This window comes from Paenibacillus agri, assembly GCF_013359945.1.
Lineage (GTDB): Bacteria > Bacillota > Bacilli > Paenibacillales > Paenibacillaceae > Paenibacillus_AQ > Paenibacillus_AQ agri.
Genome location: NZ_JABWCS010000204.1, coordinates 70,224 through 86,958, shown reverse-complemented (window position 1 = coordinate 86,958; position 16,735 = coordinate 70,224). Strand labels below are relative to the sequence as shown.

Below are 16,735 nucleotides of genomic sequence, written 5' to 3'. Positions count from 1 at the left end.
GCGATCTGCAAACGATCGTCGGAGGCTTTTTTTGTACAATTCACTGATATTATCGTTAAAGGAGGACGGCAGCTTGATAGAGCTAAAGAGTCTAACCAAGGTATATGGAAAAGGCAGCAAAACCGCCACGGCACTCTCGGGGCTAAACCTGTCGATCAAGAAAGGGGAAATCTTCGGAGTCATCGGCCACTCTGGAGCAGGAAAAAGCACGCTAATCCGCTGCATCAATCTGCTGGAGCGTCCGACCGAAGGCGAGGTCTGGGTAGATGGTGTGGAACTGACTCAATTGCCGGAAGGACAGCTGCAGGAGAAGCGGCGCAAGATCGGGATGATTTTTCAGCACTTCAATCTGCTGTCCTCCGCGACCATCTACGAGAATATCGCTTTTCCGCTGCGGCTGACACGCGCTTCGAAGAAGTTCATTGACAATAAGGTCAAGGAATTGTTGGCTCTGGTAGGGCTGGAGGAACATCGGGACAAGTACCCGGCTCAATTATCGGGCGGTCAAAAACAGCGTGTCGGTATCGCCCGTGCGTTAGCCAGCGACCCGGACGTGCTTCTCTGTGACGAGGCAACCTCGGCACTAGATCCGCAGACAACAGACTCGATTCTCCGTCTGCTTCTGGATATCAATAAACGGTTCAACCTGACCATTGTGCTGATTACGCACGAAATGCATGTAATCCAGAGCATCTGTGACCGGGTGGCTGTTATCCATGGCGGCGGCATTGTCGAGCAGGGAGAAGTGACGGAGGTCTTCCTGAAGCCCAAGCATGAGATCACCCGCGAGTTCATTCGCAGTGAGGCACAGCATGATGGACCGCTGCGGGCTGCTATCGACGCCTCCCATGATGGCTCAGCCCAAGCAGTCAAGATTACTTTCCTCGGGCAAAAAACGTACGGGTCGGCCTTGTCCCAGATTGCGCGAGAGACAGGCGTTGATTTTGCCATTCTTTCGGGCACCATCTCTACGATCAAGGATGTGCCTTACGGGCAACTGATCGTTCGGTTTGAAGGAGAGGCCGGGAAGATTGCACAGACCATCGCAGAGCTGACCGCTCAAGGCCTTGATGTGGAGGTGATTGCGTAATGGGGAGCTTGGATTTCAGCAAAATTAACTGGTCGGAAATGATGGATGCTGCGGTATCTACTCTGAAAATGCTAGGAATTTCCGGAATATTCACAATTATTCTTGGTTTGCCGCTCGGAATTGTGCTATATTTATGGGGCAGATCCAACCAGTCCTTTTTAAGAGTAATCTATTCAATTCTATCGTTCGTTGTGAACATTCTGCGATCCGTACCGTTCATCATTCTGATGGTAGCGCTGATTCCGATTAGCAAATCGATTGTAGGCACCTCGATTGGTGTGTTGGGCACGATTCCCGCACTCGTCATTGGGGCTGCACCGTTCTTCGCCCGGCTGGTGGAGACGGCGCTGCGTGAGGTAGATCGCGGAGTGATCGAGGCTGCACAGGGTATGGGAGCTTCTACCAGACAGATTGTCACGCGTGTACTGCTGCCAGAGGCTCGTCCGGGTTTGTTGGCTGGGGTAACAATTACGATTGTGACGCTGGTCTCCTACACGGCAATGTCGGGGATGGTTGGCGGCGGTGGTCTGGGTGACTTGGCTATCCGTTATGGATACTATCGGTATGAGAAGGAAGTCATGATTATCTCTGTAGCGCTGATGGTTATTCTGGTGCAGTTGCTGCAAATGGCCGGTGATCGGCTAGTGAGGTATTTTACAAGGAAATAAGGGCCATTAATTATAGATATCCTTATTTACACAAAAAAACATACTGTTTTAAGGGGGATTTACAAATGAAAAAAGTACTACTGACCTTTTTTAGCCTGACACTGATTCTGGTGCTGGCTGCTTGCGGCAGCAACAACACTGCCAATAATGCTGCGAACTCCGCAGCGACCAATGCTCCTTCGGATGCTTCCGCTGAGGCAACTACAGAACCAGCAGCTGATCCTGTTACATTGGTTGTAGGTGCATCTCCAGTGCCGCACGCTGAAATTTTGAAAGCTATTGCTCCATTGCTTGAAGCTCAAGGCATCAAGCTGGAAATTAAAGAATTCACGGATTATGTACAACCAAACGTTCAGTTAGCTGAGAAGCAATTGGATGCGAACTTCTTCCAGCATCAGCCTTACCTTGACGACCAGAACAAGAAGAACGGAACAGATCTTGTATCTGTAGCTGCTGTGCACGTTGAACCATTTGGAGCTTACTCCAAGAAGATCAAATCCATCGACGAACTGAAAGACGGTGCCAAGGTGGCGATTCCGAACGATCCAACCAACGGTGGACGTGCGCTGATTCTTTTGGCGAAGAATGGCCTGATCACGCTGAAGGATGACACTAACATTACTTCTACTAAAGCAGACATCACTGAGAACAAGAAGAACCTGAATATTATTGAGCTGGATGCAGCAATGCTGCCACGCCAATTGGATGAAGTAGATCTTGCGCTGATCAACACCAACTTTGCACTGGAAGCTAATCTGGTACCAACCAAAGATGCTCTGTTCATCGAAGGTGGAGATTCCCCATACGCTAACATCCTGGTGTCCCGTGCAGACAACAAGGACTCCGATGCGATCAAGAAGCTGGCTGCGGCTCTGACTTCTCCTGAAGCTAAGAAGTTCATCGAAGACAAGTACCAAGGTTCCATCATTCCAGCATTCTAAGATCATATTTAACGGCAAACCCCCGCGGCCTTGAAGGCCGCGGGGGTTTTTGGTATGATAATGCGCATATTAGCTGCCAAAAAAAGAAGCCCGGATGCCTGTATCAGGCTTCCGGGACAACTATAGAACGGGATTAGAATACTTGAATAACTTCTTCAATGCCTTCTACTTCTTCGATGAGGGCACGCTCAATCCCGGCTTTCAGTGTAATTGTGGAGCTTGGGCAACTGCCGCAGGCACCCATCAGTTTCAACTTAACGATGCCGTCTTCGACATCAATCAGTTCCACGTCACCGCCATCGCGTTGCAGGAACGGACGGAGCTTATCGAGCACTTCCAGCACTTCATCATACATGGACGTGCTTTGTGTAGTTTCACTCATTTCTCAATCACTCCTTTCTTAGTGTTATTATAGTACAAAAGATTAAAAAATAAAATGGTTAGGACAGAATAGGGAGATCATCATGAGACCAATAATAGAATTTTGTGCCAGCAATGCCGGCCACGGAACCGATCGTTTGCGTATCAAGCTGGAACAAAACCCCGAATATGACGTCATTGAATATGGCTGTCTAAACAACTGTGGACAATGCTACCTGGCTCCGTTCGCCATGGTCGAAGGCGAAATTGTGGAAGCCGAGACCGCAGAAGAACTGGAAGCAGCAATAGCTGCCAAGATCAAAGAACTGGAAGAATGGTTCAATATTGATCTGGACTAGTCGGCCCCAGCCTTAGCCAAAATGACGTTTGGACATCCAGAGCACCCCGCTCTTCAGCAGGCGGGGGACTCTGCCCATGACGGAGCGCCGGCCCATAAGCCCAAATCCTGCGTTCTTGCCGAGGGAACCTAATGTCCCTTTCAGGCGGATCTCATGCAGCTTTGGCGTCTCATTCCGCCATAGCGCCTGCAGAACCTGCCCTACCTGCTCGCCTTGCCCCCCAGCTGCTTGAGCGCTTGGGGCGAACGGAAGACTTGCACAGTCGCCGATCACGAACACTTCCGGATACTGTGGCACCCGGTAGTATTCATCGAGAATAACCCGGCCGCCGCGATCCTTCGCCACATCCAGGTCTTGAACGACCTTGACTGGCTGGATACCGCCAGTCCATACAGTTACGTCCGAGGCAATGGCTTGATCGCCATTGAAGACAGCTCCATCCTCGACGTGGGATACGCAGACACGGGATACAGTCTCCACGTGATGTACGTTGAACCATTCCTCCACATATTGCGAGAGTTTCGCCGGGAAGGCGGATAGCACACGTTCTCCCCGGTCCAGAATGGAGATGTTGAGGTCAGGGCGACTTTCCCTTAGCTCTGCTGCCAGTTCAACGCCGCTGAGTCCACCACCAACGATACTCACTTTACCGTAAGGCTTGACATCGTTCAGGCGACGGTAAGTTTCGCGTGTACCCGAGAACGTCTGAATACTGCAGGTATATTGATCTGCTCCAGGGATGTTGTGGTAATTATCCGTGCAGCCCAGAGCGATGGCCAGGATATCATAGGAGATCGGCTCGCCGCCCTCCATGGATACCACCCGGCCCTCCAGGTCAATGGAAGCAATCTCACCGTACCGAACGGTAAGACGGGGATGAACCGGAAACTGGATGCGCAGATGGTAATCGGTGACAGTACCTGCTGCAAGCGCATAGTACTCCGTCTTGATGCCCTGATAGGGCATCCGGTCAATCAAAACAATTTCTACGTCAGAGGGAAGATGGTTGCCAATCAATTCTTGAATAAGGGCGAGGCCGCCGTAGCCGCCTCCTAGAACAAGCAGTGTTCGCATGAGACCTTACTTCCTTTCAGATAGGCATAGCCGGCAGAGTCCGGCTTTCTTATTCGTAGACCTTGATTTCGTTATAGAAAGTATCGCGTTCGACAGGTATTCGTCCGGCACCTTTTACTAACCAGATTAGCTCATCGCGGGTCAAGCCTTCAGGAGTCAGTGCACCTGCGGCATGGCTGATGCGCTCTTTCAGGATCGTCCCGTGGACATCGGATGCACCGAAGTTGAGTGCCACCTGTGTTAATTGTGCACCGATATTAATGAAGTACGCCTTAATATGGTCGAAATTGTCCAGCATTAATCGGCTGACAGCAATTGTCTTGAGATCCTCATAAGCCGAGTTGCGGCGCATAATGCCCGCATTCTTGTTCTTAGGCTGCATAGACAGCGGAATGAACACCATAAAGCCGTTCGTTTCGTCCTGCAGTTCGCGAATTTGCAGCATGTGGCGAATGCGGTCCTCACGAGACTCGATGGAGCCGTACAGCATGGTCGTATGGGTCTTCATACCAAGGTTGTGCGCAGTCCGGTGAACCTCCAGATATTCCTCGACGTTAGCTTTATCCACCCGCATTTTTTTACGGTATTGGTCAGACAGAATTTCTGCGCCGCCACCAGTTAACGTTTTGAGTCCGGCTGCACGCAGTTTTTCCAGCACTTCCCGGATACTCAGTCCGCTGATTCGAGTGAAAAAGTCGATTTCCGCCGCCGTGTATGCTTTTAGGGTAACTTCGGGAAATCTGTCATGCAGGGCTTGCAAGGAATCGACATAATATTGAAAGGGTACCTTATCATTATGCCCACCGACAATATGGAATTCCCGCACCCCTGGGTTCATGTGTTGTTCGACATATTGCACCATTTCCGGACCCGAAAGGGTATATGCGCCTTCTTCTCCGTCGTCTTTGCGGAAATTGCAGAATGCGCAGCGTGATTCGCAGACATTGGTGAAATACAGACTCATATTTTCGATAAAATAAACCTTGTTTCCGTTCTTGCGAAGATTGACTTCATTGGCCAGCTGGCCAATGGTCAGCAAGTCGTTGCTTTCATATAAATAAACGCCATCTTCCAAATTCAACCGTTCTCCGCCACGGACTTTCTCAATAATGGTTGCCATTCTGGCATCCGTATGAGGGGTTATAAGAGTAGACATATCATTTCCTCCTGAAAGTTTAGCGAAGCAAAACAATGCATCGCAGTATCATACCAAGACCTGCCTGAATCCCAGGCATTTCTTTATCCTGTAGCGATAAGGGCGCCAGCTCTTCCCGTGACAATTTTTTGAATTTTTGCTCGGGCTGCCTCCCCTATTATAAACCTCTCTTTTGGGGGGAGCAACATCTGAAGCACATCTGCTTAGGTGTAATCAATAACCTTGATCATGGCAGTTATAACTTGAGAGCCGGGGGATAGTGGAGTATACTTAACTTACTTCAGAAAAATAACTCTTGGTCCTCTGGACCTTTAATACCGGAATGTTTCTGACGAATTCGCCGGAGCATCACATTAAGATTTAGGGAGGTACAGTTATGATTAATATTAGTGAAACAGCTGCGGAGCAGTTGAAGACAATGCTTGGAGAACAGGAGACACCGGGTATGTTCCTGCGTCTGGGTGTGGCAGCAGGAGGCTGCAGCGGTTTCTCTTACGCCATGGGCTTCGATGACAATGAGACCGACAAAGACGTATACATGGACGTGGAGGGCCTCAAGGTCGTGGTTGAGAAGGATGATCTGCGCTACCTCAACGGTCTGGAGATCGATTTCGAGGAATCCGGCATGACCGGAGGCTTTACCATCAACAACCCTAACGCAACCGCTACCTGCGGCTGTGGCAGCAGCTTCCGTACGGCTACGGATGCCGGGAAGCCGAATGCGGAGCCTTGCTAATTAGTGTAGTGACGCGCTTTTACGTGCTCGTTGAGCAAAAGCGCTAGGAAAGATGTTGAGCTAGTGACCGGGGATTATGAATTGTAAAGGAAAATAAGCACACCGCAAGCGTCATTTTGTGTGGTAACAACCCTAAAATGATGTTGCGAGAATTGCGGCTTCCGAACCTCTTGAAATGTGTATGATGCAAAATACACTTTTTCAGGAGGTTTTTTATGTTGAACCAAAAACAACGGCGAGCGCCAATTGGAAGAAGACCGGATCAAGAGGAATACACGAGGATAACGTTTCAGCAGGGATTGGACTTTGCTATTAATGCAAAACGCTCGGAAGGACTTAGGGAACGCACTTTAACACCACTATTAATGGATATGGATCTGTCAACGATTAAGTAAAACAAGAAGGCCAAGAAGGAGCCATTGTCAAAAAACAATGGCTCCTTCTTTATGAAATGAAATTACTATTTTGATGAACTTGATGGAACATCAGTATCAGTCGGGTTTTCATCATTTAAGGTTTTACCTAAGAGCAACGAATTGGGATAATTTTTAGAAAATTCTGCTTCATCTACTTTTAAAAAAAACTCGCCTTCAAAAATTAGTTGATTCGTATTAGGCCCGATTTCATCTATAGTTCTTGCTATCTCCGATTCCTTAAAGATACTTTGTTCATCTGCTCGCACGAACATGCCATGAGGTGTATAGAATTTAGTAGAATACCCTTTTGCGATTTTTGATTCTACGGACTCTACGTTTTTTACTGGTTCTTCGGATTCTTCGGACTTCACGGATTTTACGTTATTTGTTGAAAAATTAGTGTTAACAGGATTTTTAACTGTCTTATTTACGGTTTCCATTTCTGGATAGGTGTCTGCTTTTGAATTCGATATTAATACCACTCCTGAAATAATAGTCACTGCAGAGGCTATTAAAAATATTTTTTTTAACATGTATATTCCCACCCTTTCTTTACCAAATATTTATTTCCTACTTCCAATCTTCGTATTCACAAAACACAGCATTCATCTCTTGGTTTGCTAACAACCTAAAGGATAATTGCTGTTTTTTTACCTCCCGAATGGTGTATGATGCCAATACATTTTCGGGAGGTATTTATGATCATGAAGGTAAAGGTATTAGCCTACAGAAGAGAAGCTGGGCGGGAAGGGGAATTCGTCGAACAAACTGGTAGCAGTCTTGAGAATTTTCTCGGTGGATTCGTAAGGGATTTTCTTGCTGCCTTTCCCTGAACTGAGCACTTGTGCGGTTTCGATTTGCACTTTTAATAACCGGAAAGTAGTTGACTTTTTTAAATTACTGATGTATTCGGAGGCCGTAGTGTCTGCTGAAGTGTCGTAGTTTTCCAGTCGAGCTAAGGATTCGAGAAGTCCTCCACACAAATCAGTAACATCCTTATTCGTTAAGACCCCTTTGAATTGGCTAGTCTGATCTTTGATTTTGGATACTATAGCCTTAACCTCTTGAATTTGAGTCACTTCCGTCTTTAATTTGACAGTGCTGCTACGTACCTCAACATCTTCCTTGATCTCTAAAGCTTTGTTGTATACCTCTAGAGCTGCTTCATAATCCAGGTTATCCTGATGCTGTTTGGCTTGGGTGACTAAATCATTGAATTTTCTGTCTTGCCTCGATACGCAGGAGGTGAGGAGTATCACAATAACTATTAGCACAAGGATAGGTTTGATTGTTTTCAATAAACACCCTCCATATTATGGTACTTTATCTAATTATACGCATGTCCTCTCCTGCAGTGTCAATCGAAAATTACCTGACAATGCTTAAAATCTATTCTTGGGATGAGTATGATGGAGACGGATACACAAAGACAAAAACCTGCGGTTTTCGGGACTGAAAAAGTCCTGAGTTTCGCAGGTTTATTTGTATGCTGTCTATAAATCTTGTCTTACTGACAAATTTCTCTTCTATTATATGTTGAATTTAAGCTGCTGCCGTCTCACGCCGGGATAATGAATTTGTAATTGACCATGAATACGATCATTCCTGCGGCAACCAGAGAGAAGGCAATGCAGCTTGCCCCGAGTACTCTGCGGCGGTCCTTGATGAACTTAAAGCCGATAGCGCAGACCAGAAGGGTCGTTCCCGCCAGAACAACGGACATCGCGATCATCGCCACCCAATACAATACCTCGAAAAATTGAGCCAATCCAGAGCGCCTCCCATGTAAAATGTTTCAAATTAATGTCATGATTATTTTTTACTATACGATACTTGCCCAAGTTTGAAAAGCGGTTTCTTGCTTGCTACAGCTCATTTGATTACGTTTACAAAATGTGTCGTATTTCGCCCTGGCAGCCTGCGACAAAATTCCGCGGTTGTCACTGCCCATTCTTGTTTTTTCTTGCTTTTGCCAAGGATTATATTCTTTTGCCGAAAGATGCAGTATCTTGGGCGTGCGCCAAGGACGGCTGCCCCTGGCACGAGCGCCCCTTTTTGCTGTAAGCAGCCCGGGCACGGACAATCATACAGGAGGGCGGGGTACTTTCTGAGTAAAGTATACGGTAGGCTACGATAATGAAGGGAGAGGGAGGACGATGGCAGGAAGACAACTGGCCAGCAAATGGCTGAAAACCGAGGCGTTGCTTAGCGATTCCAGGGTTGCCGGTTACATTCCAAGAACACAGCAATATAGTGATGCTGCTTTGCTGAATATGCTGGGCAGATATGGAAATGTAGTCATCAAACCCGTTGTGGGCGGCGGAGGCTACGGTGTGATCAAAGTGTTCCGCGACCGGCGAGGGTATGGATTTACTTATATGTCGAAGACACGGATCTACCGCGATTTTTACGCTATGCGAAATGCCCTGAACAGAGTAAGGGTGCGGCGCAGATACCTGATCCAGCAGGGGATATCCCTGGCACGGATTGCTGGCCGGCCCATCGACTATCGCGTTAAAGTAGTGAAGAACGGTGAGCACTGGGAATTTCGTTCAATGGTGGGGCGTTTGGCCCGGCCCGGCTTGTTTGTCACCAATCTGTGCAAAGGCGGAACGATGCTGAGCTGTCGCGAAGGGCTGAGACGTTCGCTCCCGAGGGTGAAGTCATCTGCCAAGCGGGCGGAGATGCGTCGGTTGACGCTGATTTGTATTGAATTGATGGAGCGGCGTTTCCCAGGAATAGGCGAGTTGGGCTTTGATTATGCCGTGGATTATAGTGGTAAAATATGGATTTTAGAAGTGAATACACGTCCCCAATAAATTAAATAATTTTTAAGAATTGACGATAATAGAAGTAGTAGGATAAAATTGCGTTTAGTTGTGTTTCCTTTGAGAAAATAATTACAGTAAAATATGACAATTTTGAAAAAAATTTTTCTGTGTACATGTGGAAAATCTCCTGTGTATAACTATTATCCCCATAGTCCACTGCGTAGCGATACTCTTTCTAACCCTTACACACAAATTATGCACAGGATTTCCACATGTACTTGTGGATAGTGAGAACGCTTGTTCGAAAAATGATAGTTTGATATGATAGATTCAGATCCAAATAAAGGAAAGGTAGGTGATCGTTATGGTTGAATTGTCGGATGAGATGCTGCTTGACTCTTACCATAGAGCAATAGAGCTGCAACTAGAGCATGATTTCATCGCTCTATTACTCGTTGAAATTCGCAAACGGAACTTACACTCTCCAGATCATGCGGTACTCCATTAAGACGCAGACGTTCTTCTGCAGCGGCTACTTATATCAAACCGCAAGTTACACAAAATAGGGTATCCTTCCCGGCTTGGTGTTAGCCGACGGCAGGATACCCTTTTATTATGGCGCGATTAATTATGCGTTTTAATGAATAATGATTCTATTTGCCAAGTCATTGCGACTGGTCTGGCAAACCTCTACAGCTTCAAGTTACTACTGTGTCCCGGAGAGAGCTTGGCCTCTGGATCGATATAGACCTTCGCGTTGTTCACGGCAGTTGGAGCTTCACCAAAACCTACGGCGATCAGCTTCAGCTTGCCCGGATAAGTCGTAATGTCACCTGCGGCAAAAATGCCGGGGATATTGGTCTCCATGCGGGAGTCCACCACAATAGAGTTGCTAGCAATCTCAATTCCCCATTCAGCAATGGGGCCCAAGGACGAAACGAAGCCGAAATTGACAATCACGCTGTCCACTTCGATTTCCTGTGTTTCTTTGGTCTTGATATGGGATAATGTTACTTTGGTTATGAATTCCTCGCCATGCAAGGCGGTAATTTCGGTTGGAGTAATGACGTTGACCTTGGAAGCCATCAGCTTCTCCACGCTATGCTCATGCGCGCGGAATTTATCCCGGCGGTGAATCAGGGTGACTTGCTCGGCAATTGGTTCAAGCATCAAAGCCCAATCTACTGCGGAGTCGCCACCGCCACTGATCAGCACTTTTTTACCCTTGAAGGCGTTCAGATCGCTGATGAAATAGTGCAGGTTGGCTTTCTCAAAACGCTGTGCCTCTGGCAATTCCAGACGGCGTGGCTCGAATGCGCCTACTCCAGCTGTGATGATCACTGCTTTACTGTGGTATTCTGCTTTGTCAGTTGTTACCACGAAATGGCGTTCATCACGCTTCTGTACGGAAACGACCTTCTCTTCCAAGCGGATATCAGATTGGAAGAGCTCCATTTGGCGGCTCAGATTGTCCACAAGCTCCTGTGCGGTAACTTTTGGGAAACCAGCCACATCATAAATATATTTTTCAGGATAAAGAGCGGCAAGCTGTCCCCCAAGTTGGGGCATACTTTCAATAAGGGTTACAGATGCCTGGCGCATACCGCCGTAAAATGCGGCGAACATGCCGGCTGGACCGCCGCCTATGATTAGAAGGTCGCTCATAGGAACGCCGGAAGAATCTAGAGTCACAGGATATTACACCTCCGAGTTGATATATTCAATTTGCCATACTTGTTTACACTCCCATTATAAACATTGTGGCTGATACCTGCAAAGAATTTGACCTTCGTTCAAAGGATATCCATTTTTTGATGATAACATTTGATTAATACTCGAGTTAGGTTTACAATAGATATGTCAATTTTCGAAATACTTTAAGTTTGATTGGAATTTCCTCTGAATTTAAGTGTATAATTTCACAAAAATGGTTTTTAAAAAATACCACATAGACAGATTTACCTGTTGGAAGGAGTCGGAACATGAGCAGTATTCCTAAAATCGTAATCCTCGGCGCGGGGTACGGAGGAATTTTGACCGCCCAGCGGTTGCAAAAAGCGTTGAATTACAATGAGGCTGACGTCACTTTGGTTAACCGGCACGAGTATCACTATTTCACTACCCATCTTCACATGCCGGCAGCTGGCACGGACAGCATTGAGCATACCCGTGTACCTATTTCCAAGCTGATCGACGAGTTCAAGATTGATCTTGTTAAATCTTCGGTACAAGAAATTCGTACCCAACAAAAGAAAGTTATCCTTGAGGATGGCACGCTTTCGTACGACTATCTCGTGATTGCCTTGGGTGGAGAGCCTGAAACCTTTGGTATTCCTGGATTGGATAAATATGCAATGACGATCCGCAGTATTAACTCTGTGCGTTTGATCCGTGAGCATATCGAATATCAATTCGCTAAGTATAAGAACGAAGGCAATGCACAAGAGCACATCAACTTCGTGGTCGGCGGTGCAGGCTTCAGTGGTATCGAGTTTGTAGCAGAACTGGCGGACCGTATTCCTGAGCTGTGCAAAGAGTTCGACGTTGATCCTAGCCTTGTGAATATCTACAACGTAGAAGCAGCACCAACAGCATTGCCGGGCTTTGCACCTGAACTGGTGGAGCATGCAATGAACGTCCTGACGAAGAAGGGTGTTACCTTCAAAATGGGCGTTGCCATCAAGGAATGCCTGCCTGACGGAGTTATCTTGGCTACCGGCGAAGAAATCAAGGCTTCCACAATCGTATGGACCGGCGGTATCCGCGGTAACCGTCTGATCGAAGCTGCTGGCTTTGAAGCTATGCGTGGCCGTGTTAAAGTGGACGAGTTCCTGCGTGCGCCTGGCCATGACAACATCTTTATCATCGGCGACGGCTCGCTCATGATCAATCCGGAAGGGCGTCCATACCCGCCAACGGCTCAAATTGCAATGCAACAAGGCGAATGTTGTGCGCATAACTTAGTGGCATCTATCCGCAATCAACAGCCGAAGAAATTTGTATTCAGCAACAAAGGAACTGTAGCCTCCCTTGGTAGAGGTCAAGGTGTCGCTGTTGTCGGCTCCAAGACATACAAAGGCTGGTTTGCTGCGCAGTTGAAGAAAGTGGTCGATGCGCGTTACCTGTTCATTATTGGCGGCATTCCGCTCGTATTGAAAAAAGGAAAATTCCTTTAAGATGCGCCATTGCAGCGTGCAAGTGAGAGGACTGCTTACGCGTGAGGAACTGGACCGTTATAACGGTCTGATTGAAGTGGGTTCTTATCTTGAAGATCAGAATCGCTATGATCTGGCCTATAATGTCCAGAAGGAGATTGATCTGTTGATTCTGCCGGGCATTGAACGTCTGAAAGATAAGGGGCGGGCTCGTGACCGGGCGACAGCAGAGTATTTGGAAAGCCTGAAGGATACTGAGGGTGGACCCGAAGAAGAATAAGTAAAGCATCAGGCTGTGATGAAGGACAAGCGTTCATTATTGCAGCCAGGATGCTTAACCATAAAACGGGGTGTCTCCAAAGCCATGGCTTTGAGGACACCCCGTTTGTTGTTACCAAAGTATGAAAATGAGTCTCCGATTATAGCTTCAGCATCTCTTCGAAGGACTCTGGTGTCAGCAGGTTGCCGACATAGAAAGGACCGAATTCGCCATAACGGGAACTGACCTCGTCAAAGCGCATTTCGTAGATCAGCTTTTTGAACTGGAGTGCATCTTCAGCGAACAAAGTAACGCCCCATTCCCAGTCGTCAAAGCCGACAGAGCCGGTAATAATCTGCTTAACCTTGCCAGCATAGCTGCGGCCAATCAGGCCATGGGAATGCATCAGCTCACGCCGCTTGTCCATATCGAGAGTATACCAGTTGTCATCCAGGTGCCGCTTCTTGTTCATCGGGTAGAAGCAGATATGCTTCGCTTGCGGCAGAATAGGCTTGAGCCGTGCCTGGACATGGGGACTCTGCATTGGATCTCCGCCGTTACTGCTTCCGCTTGCAGCATAGTTGCTAAGTTCAACAATGCTGACATAGGAGTAGGCTTTCGTTGTATATTGGGCAAAGGCGGTCTTGTTAAAAGCCGTCTCCAGCCTATTCAGGTCTTCCAGGGTCTCACGCAGGTACATCAGTACGAAATCGGCCTTCTGACCTACAATGGCATATACTGCGGAGCTGCCCTGCTTAGCTTCTTCCACAGGACCCCATTCTTGTATAAAAGCATGCAGTTCTTCCAGAGCAACGGCACGTTCTTCATCATCAGCTGCCGTCCAAGCAGTCCAGTTCAGAGAGCGGAAGTCATGCAGGGCGTACCACCCTTCCAGGGTTAAAGCGGCTTCATTCATGTTCTTTCTCACTCCTTAAAAGTTTTACTAGCTTAGCTTCTTTGAAAATACATCGGTAAAACTTACTTCGGAAGCATTGGCTTAGTTTTACTAGCTTAAACTGCTCAGAGATCCATCGGTAAAACTTGCTTCGGAAGCGTGGGCTTAGTTTTACCTATAAGATGAACGTAAGATACGACATATGGCTCGGTGTCATTCCGGTGAAGTTTGGACTTTCGGTCGCTGTTGTTCCCAGATTTCTTTTATATGAACGCTTTAGCGGTTGAAATCTGGAGAGCTTATGCTTCCGATGCGAGCTTTCTTGCAGAAAGCTTTTAGGCGATCGCTTGCGCTCCTACAGCTCCAATCGTCCCCTCCATTCCTTCTCGCTTTTGTTCTTTCTTTTGTTCATCTTATAAGATTAGAGTTTTGCTAGCGTAAGCTTCGCTTATATCATAGAGGCCATAGGGTCTTACTATGGCTACAGGGCGCATAAACTATGTATAGTCCAATTTGTCCTAATTGCATTGTATCGCATGCAATGGCTCAAGAGCAAACAAGACACAGCCTGTTCAAATAAAGTTCATTGCTTCGTTACATTTTTTCTAGTAAACTTACTACTAGCTCGTGTTAGATGTGCGGTTCTTTATAGAGAGGGGTGAAGACGGTAGATGGGATTGATTCCTGTGTTTGTTCTGGCCGTTTTGTTCTTTGTCATGATGTTCGGCATTGGCTTTATCCTTAACATGTTAATGAAGACCACGTGGTTTCCAGCTTACCTGTTTGTAATCGTCATTTTACCGGTCGTCGTGTATTCCATTTGGGATCGCAGCGCCATGACCCTCTGGGAGCATTTATCTTCCTTCCATATTGTCGATTATCTCACGGGTGTTGCCGGTCTGATCGGTGCTGTGCTCAGCGGCTGGACGATTCGCAAGCTGCGGATTGGCGGCTACAAAATGTTTTAGTCCCACAACGACATATAATATTTAAACCGGACTGTCCCCCCCCTATTTTTGAAAGGGCTCTCAGTCTGCCGGGAAATCCGGTCATTCCGATGACTGTGATTTCTTTTTTTATTGGGAAGAGACATGAAAATAAGTCCTATTAAAGAATAAACAGGGACTGGCAGGAATAAAATCGGCTATGTATAAGGGCTTGGAAAATGATAGCTGGTGCAGTGAATCGGTGGTTCGCGGAAAAGGTCGAAATTGCACTTTTTTTTACATTTCCGGCTGCGTTTTTTGTGATAGAATAGAACTCTATATGAATTCGTGCAGATAAGGGGGAGGTTTCCGCAGATGCGCATGAGTCATTTACATCATTTTACCGAACATCATCGGTACTGCGTTTCCCGCGAATTCGGCCTTAGTGTGCTTGATGGACGAATGCTGGGCTCCGTATACCAGCCTATGGTGGGTGCCTTCGCCATCAGCCTGTACCGTTTGCTCTTCGAGCATATCCCGGCAGAGGCTATTGGCTACTCCGGAGTGGAGCAGCAACGTCGACTGTTCATGACACTGGGCGTAGAACCGAACGAGAAAGGCCGTAAATATTTGATTGATCAAGCTTCCCGGCTTGAAGCAGTGGGGCTATTGCAGACCTGCCGGATTTATATGCCGGAGACGGATGACTATATGTATGAATATGAGCTGCTGGCTCCGCTTTCGCCTACCGAGTTTTTTGCTACCCAGCATCTAACCCTGCTGTTGCGTGACAAAATCGGCAAATTCGCCGTGCTGGCGCTGCGGGAGCAGTTCTGGACCCGGCAGCCGGAGGAGCTTAGCCGCCGCTCGCTTGGCAAGGAGAACATCTCGCTGCCGTTCTATGATATTTTTGAGCTCAATACACATGTGATAGATTATGAGCTGGAGCAGGCGCTGGCCGAGGTTGCCACTGTACGGCAGCCTGGTGCCCGCGAAGATGGAGACCAGGCTATTGGATATAGTGATATTATTCTGCGATTCCCGCGAGAATCGGTGAACCGGTCCCATGTAGAGAAGCTGCGCTTCGATCATAACCAGATGGGGGTCATTAATTATGTGGCCCGCAAGTATGATCTGGGCCCGCAGGATATATGCCGCCTGCTGGATGAGGATGGAGTGTTCGCGCCGGACGGTGAGGTGATTCTGGACACGCTTCAGCATATCGCCAGCCAGCACTTCCGGCAGGATCTGAAACGGCAGGAGAAGCGCGAAGTCGCTGCTGCTAAGGTGGTGTCCCTCCGCGCTGCAGTGAGTGAGGAGAATAGCGACGCTATTGCTCCGCTAGAACAGGCTGTCGAGATGGAATATTATGTGGAGGTCCCTCCACAGTTTCTGTCCAAATGCGATATTCACCAATATAATATGATGCTGCGCAACGAGCCTTATACACGGCTGCTGCAAACATTTTTCCCGGGCACGGTGCCGGGACAGCTGCTGGACATTTTCGAGAAGATCGACTTGAACTACAAATTGAACGGCGAAGTTATCAACGTCCTTATCCATTACTTAATGACTATGGTTGCTTCTGGTGGTGACCAACGGATGAACCGTAATTTCGTAGAGGCGATTGCTTCCAATATGCTGGTTAAGCAGGTCAATACTTACGAGAAAGCCGTACGGTATATTCGCGATCAGTCCAAGGTTAAAGGTAAGAATGCGAGCAGTCCGGCAGCCGGAGGCCGTACGCGCACTTATACGCGGAACGGAAACCGTCCGGCGAAGCCGGATATTCCGATTGCGCTGGATGATGGCAGTGCCGGAACGGTATCGGAAGAGGAATTCGCGGCGATGATGAAGAAAGCTGCCGAAATTAAGGCTGGCAAGAAAAAAGGCGTCTCCAAGGCGCCGTAAAGAAAGTGTGGTGGAACA

20 protein-coding genes are annotated in these 16,735 nt (G+C 47.6%); 12 read left to right on the top strand and 8 right to left on the bottom strand.

Going from position 1 to position 16,735, the window contains the following annotated elements; translation table 11 throughout:
• Positions 1-73 precede the first annotated feature (73 nt).
• The 3 genes from HPT30_RS10735 to HPT30_RS10725 all read left to right on the top strand — a co-directional run bounded on the left by HPT30_RS10735 (position 74) and on the right by HPT30_RS10725 (position 2,699).
• Entirely contained in the window at positions 74-1,090 is a 1,017-nt protein-coding gene (locus HPT30_RS10735; protein WP_175371390.1) for a methionine ABC transporter ATP-binding protein, read from the top strand.
• Positions 1,090-1,758 (top strand): methionine ABC transporter permease, encoded by a 669-nt coding sequence (locus HPT30_RS10730; protein WP_175371389.1) that lies wholly within the window; start codon positions 1,090-1,092, stop codon positions 1,756-1,758. Before HPT30_RS10735 ends, HPT30_RS10730 begins: the two co-directional genes overlap by 1 nt.
• Positions 1,759-1,823: 65 nt before the next feature.
• Entirely contained in the window at positions 1,824-2,699 is an 876-nt protein-coding gene (locus tag HPT30_RS10725) for a MetQ/NlpA family ABC transporter substrate-binding protein (RefSeq protein WP_175371388.1), read from the top strand.
• A gap of 133 nt (positions 2,700-2,832) precedes the next feature.
• On the opposite strand, the gene HPT30_RS10720 is transcribed toward HPT30_RS10725, so the two are convergent.
• Complete coding sequence (locus HPT30_RS10720) at positions 2,833-3,081, bottom strand: NifU family protein (RefSeq protein ID WP_066376413.1); 249 nt, start codon at positions 3,079-3,081, stop codon at positions 2,833-2,835.
• 82 nt (positions 3,082-3,163) lie between these two features.
• Between HPT30_RS10720 and HPT30_RS10715 the strand changes: the two genes are divergently transcribed.
• Entirely contained in the window at positions 3,164-3,418 is a 255-nt protein-coding gene (locus HPT30_RS10715; protein WP_175371387.1) for a YuzB family protein, read from the top strand.
• A 12-nt stretch (positions 3,419-3,430) separates the two neighbouring features.
• Here HPT30_RS10715 and HPT30_RS10710 read toward each other — a convergent pair whose 3' ends face one another.
• Together HPT30_RS10710 and mqnE are read right to left on the bottom strand one after the other, a co-directional pair.
• Complete coding sequence (locus tag HPT30_RS10710; protein ID WP_175371386.1) at positions 3,431-4,492, bottom strand: NAD(P)/FAD-dependent oxidoreductase; 1,062 nt, start codon at positions 4,490-4,492, stop codon at positions 3,431-3,433.
• A gap of 49 nt (positions 4,493-4,541) precedes the next feature.
• Positions 4,542-5,648, bottom strand: coding sequence for an aminofutalosine synthase MqnE (mqnE, locus tag HPT30_RS10705; protein WP_175371385.1), 1,107 nt, complete (start codon positions 5,646-5,648; stop codon positions 4,542-4,544).
• 376 nt (positions 5,649-6,024) lie between these two features.
• On the opposite strand from mqnE, the gene HPT30_RS10700 reads away from it, so the two are divergent.
• Positions 6,025-6,384: a HesB/IscA family protein gene (locus HPT30_RS10700; RefSeq protein WP_175371384.1), complete on the top strand. Its 360-nt coding sequence runs from the start codon at positions 6,025-6,027 to the stop codon at positions 6,382-6,384.
• Between the two features lie 215 nt (positions 6,385-6,599).
• Positions 6,600-6,779, top strand: coding sequence for a hypothetical protein (locus HPT30_RS10695; RefSeq protein WP_175371383.1), 180 nt, complete (start codon positions 6,600-6,602; stop codon positions 6,777-6,779).
• A gap of 65 nt (positions 6,780-6,844) precedes the next feature.
• Here HPT30_RS10695 and HPT30_RS10690 read toward each other — a convergent pair whose 3' ends face one another.
• From HPT30_RS10690 to HPT30_RS10680, 3 genes are all read right to left on the bottom strand, one after another.
• Entirely contained in the window at positions 6,845-7,333 is a 489-nt protein-coding gene (locus HPT30_RS10690; protein WP_175371382.1) for a hypothetical protein, read from the bottom strand.
• A gap of 186 nt (positions 7,334-7,519) precedes the next feature.
• Positions 7,520-8,098: a hypothetical protein gene (locus tag HPT30_RS10685; RefSeq protein WP_175371381.1), complete on the bottom strand. Its 579-nt coding sequence runs from the start codon at positions 8,096-8,098 to the stop codon at positions 7,520-7,522.
• A gap of 260 nt (positions 8,099-8,358) precedes the next feature.
• Positions 8,359-8,568, bottom strand: a complete 210-nt coding sequence (locus HPT30_RS10680) for a hypothetical protein (RefSeq protein ID WP_066376429.1) — start codon at positions 8,566-8,568, stop codon at positions 8,359-8,361.
• A 388-nt stretch (positions 8,569-8,956) separates the two neighbouring features.
• Here HPT30_RS10680 and HPT30_RS10675 point away from each other — a divergent pair, with 388 nt between their 5' ends.
• Positions 8,957-9,619: a YheC/YheD family protein gene (locus tag HPT30_RS10675; RefSeq protein ID WP_175371380.1), complete on the top strand. Its 663-nt coding sequence runs from the start codon at positions 8,957-8,959 to the stop codon at positions 9,617-9,619.
• 316 nt (positions 9,620-9,935) lie between these two features.
• Complete coding sequence (gene sda / locus HPT30_RS10670) at positions 9,936-10,079, top strand: sporulation histidine kinase inhibitor Sda (RefSeq protein ID WP_175371379.1); 144 nt, start codon at positions 9,936-9,938, stop codon at positions 10,077-10,079.
• A 182-nt stretch (positions 10,080-10,261) separates the two neighbouring features.
• Here sda and HPT30_RS10665 read toward each other — a convergent pair whose 3' ends face one another.
• Positions 10,262-11,236 carry an NAD(P)/FAD-dependent oxidoreductase gene (locus tag HPT30_RS10665; RefSeq protein ID WP_217622339.1) on the bottom strand — a complete coding sequence of 325 codons (975 nt, stop codon included), beginning with the start codon at positions 11,234-11,236 and terminating at the stop codon, positions 10,262-10,264.
• A gap of 317 nt (positions 11,237-11,553) precedes the next feature.
• Here HPT30_RS10665 and HPT30_RS10660 point away from each other — a divergent pair, with 317 nt between their 5' ends.
• Entirely contained in the window at positions 11,554-12,747 is a 1,194-nt protein-coding gene (locus HPT30_RS10660; protein WP_175371377.1) for an NAD(P)/FAD-dependent oxidoreductase, read from the top strand.
• Position 12,748: 1 nt separating this feature from the next.
• Positions 12,749-13,006: a hypothetical protein gene (locus tag HPT30_RS10655; RefSeq protein ID WP_175371376.1), complete on the top strand. Its 258-nt coding sequence runs from the start codon at positions 12,749-12,751 to the stop codon at positions 13,004-13,006.
• Positions 13,007-13,145: 139 nt separating this feature from the next.
• Here the strand turns inward: HPT30_RS10655 and hemQ are convergent, their stop codons facing one another.
• Positions 13,146-13,901 carry a hydrogen peroxide-dependent heme synthase gene (gene hemQ, locus HPT30_RS10650; protein ID WP_175371375.1) on the bottom strand — a complete coding sequence of 252 codons (756 nt, stop codon included), beginning with the start codon at positions 13,899-13,901 and terminating at the stop codon, positions 13,146-13,148.
• A gap of 650 nt (positions 13,902-14,551) precedes the next feature.
• On the opposite strand from hemQ, the gene HPT30_RS10645 reads away from it, so the two are divergent.
• Together HPT30_RS10645 and HPT30_RS10640 are read left to right on the top strand one after the other, a co-directional pair.
• Positions 14,552-14,848, top strand: coding sequence for a YuiB family protein (locus HPT30_RS10645; protein ID WP_066376464.1), 297 nt, complete (start codon positions 14,552-14,554; stop codon positions 14,846-14,848).
• A 333-nt stretch (positions 14,849-15,181) separates the two neighbouring features.
• Positions 15,182-16,717, top strand: a complete 1,536-nt coding sequence (locus HPT30_RS10640; protein WP_175371374.1) for a replication initiation and membrane attachment family protein — start codon at positions 15,182-15,184, stop codon at positions 16,715-16,717.
• The last annotated feature ends 18 nt before the right edge of the window (positions 16,718-16,735 follow it).

What these genes read in the sequence shown, in the direction of transcription:
- HPT30_RS10730 (WP_175371389.1), top strand. Translation starts at nt 1,090, where the DNA reads ATGGGGAGCTTGGATTTCAGCAAAATTAACTGGTCGGAAATGATGGAT.
- HPT30_RS10725 (WP_175371388.1), top strand. Translation starts at nt 1,824, where the DNA reads ATGAAAAAAGTACTACTGACCTTTTTTAGCCTGACACTGATTCTGGTG.
- HPT30_RS10720 (WP_066376413.1), bottom strand. Translation starts at nt 3,081, where the DNA reads ATGAGTGAAACTACACAAAGCACGTCCATGTATGATGAAGTGCTGGAA.
- HPT30_RS10715 (WP_175371387.1), top strand. Translation starts at nt 3,164, where the DNA reads ATGAGACCAATAATAGAATTTTGTGCCAGCAATGCCGGCCACGGAACC.
- HPT30_RS10710 (WP_175371386.1), bottom strand. Translation starts at nt 4,492, where the DNA reads ATGCGAACACTGCTTGTTCTAGGAGGCGGCTACGGCGGCCTCGCCCTT.
- mqnE (WP_175371385.1), bottom strand. Translation starts at nt 5,648, where the DNA reads ATGTCTACTCTTATAACCCCTCATACGGATGCCAGAATGGCAACCATT.
- HPT30_RS10700 (WP_175371384.1), top strand. Translation starts at nt 6,025, where the DNA reads ATGATTAATATTAGTGAAACAGCTGCGGAGCAGTTGAAGACAATGCTT.
- HPT30_RS10695 (WP_175371383.1), top strand. Translation starts at nt 6,600, where the DNA reads ATGTTGAACCAAAAACAACGGCGAGCGCCAATTGGAAGAAGACCGGAT.
- HPT30_RS10690 (WP_175371382.1), bottom strand. Translation starts at nt 7,333, where the DNA reads ATGTTAAAAAAAATATTTTTAATAGCCTCTGCAGTGACTATTATTTCA.
- HPT30_RS10675 (WP_175371380.1), top strand. Translation starts at nt 8,957, where the DNA reads ATGGCAGGAAGACAACTGGCCAGCAAATGGCTGAAAACCGAGGCGTTG.
- sda (WP_175371379.1), top strand. Translation starts at nt 9,936, where the DNA reads ATGGTTGAATTGTCGGATGAGATGCTGCTTGACTCTTACCATAGAGCA.
- HPT30_RS10665 (WP_217622339.1), bottom strand. Translation starts at nt 11,236, where the DNA reads ATGAGCGACCTTCTAATCATAGGCGGCGGTCCAGCCGGCATGTTCGCC.
- HPT30_RS10660 (WP_175371377.1), top strand. Translation starts at nt 11,554, where the DNA reads ATGAGCAGTATTCCTAAAATCGTAATCCTCGGCGCGGGGTACGGAGGA.
- HPT30_RS10655 (WP_175371376.1), top strand. Translation starts at nt 12,749, where the DNA reads ATGCGCCATTGCAGCGTGCAAGTGAGAGGACTGCTTACGCGTGAGGAA.
- hemQ (WP_175371375.1), bottom strand. Translation starts at nt 13,901, where the DNA reads ATGAATGAAGCCGCTTTAACCCTGGAAGGGTGGTACGCCCTGCATGAC.
- HPT30_RS10645 (WP_066376464.1), top strand. Translation starts at nt 14,552, where the DNA reads ATGGGATTGATTCCTGTGTTTGTTCTGGCCGTTTTGTTCTTTGTCATG.
- HPT30_RS10640 (WP_175371374.1), top strand. Translation starts at nt 15,182, where the DNA reads ATGCGCATGAGTCATTTACATCATTTTACCGAACATCATCGGTACTGC.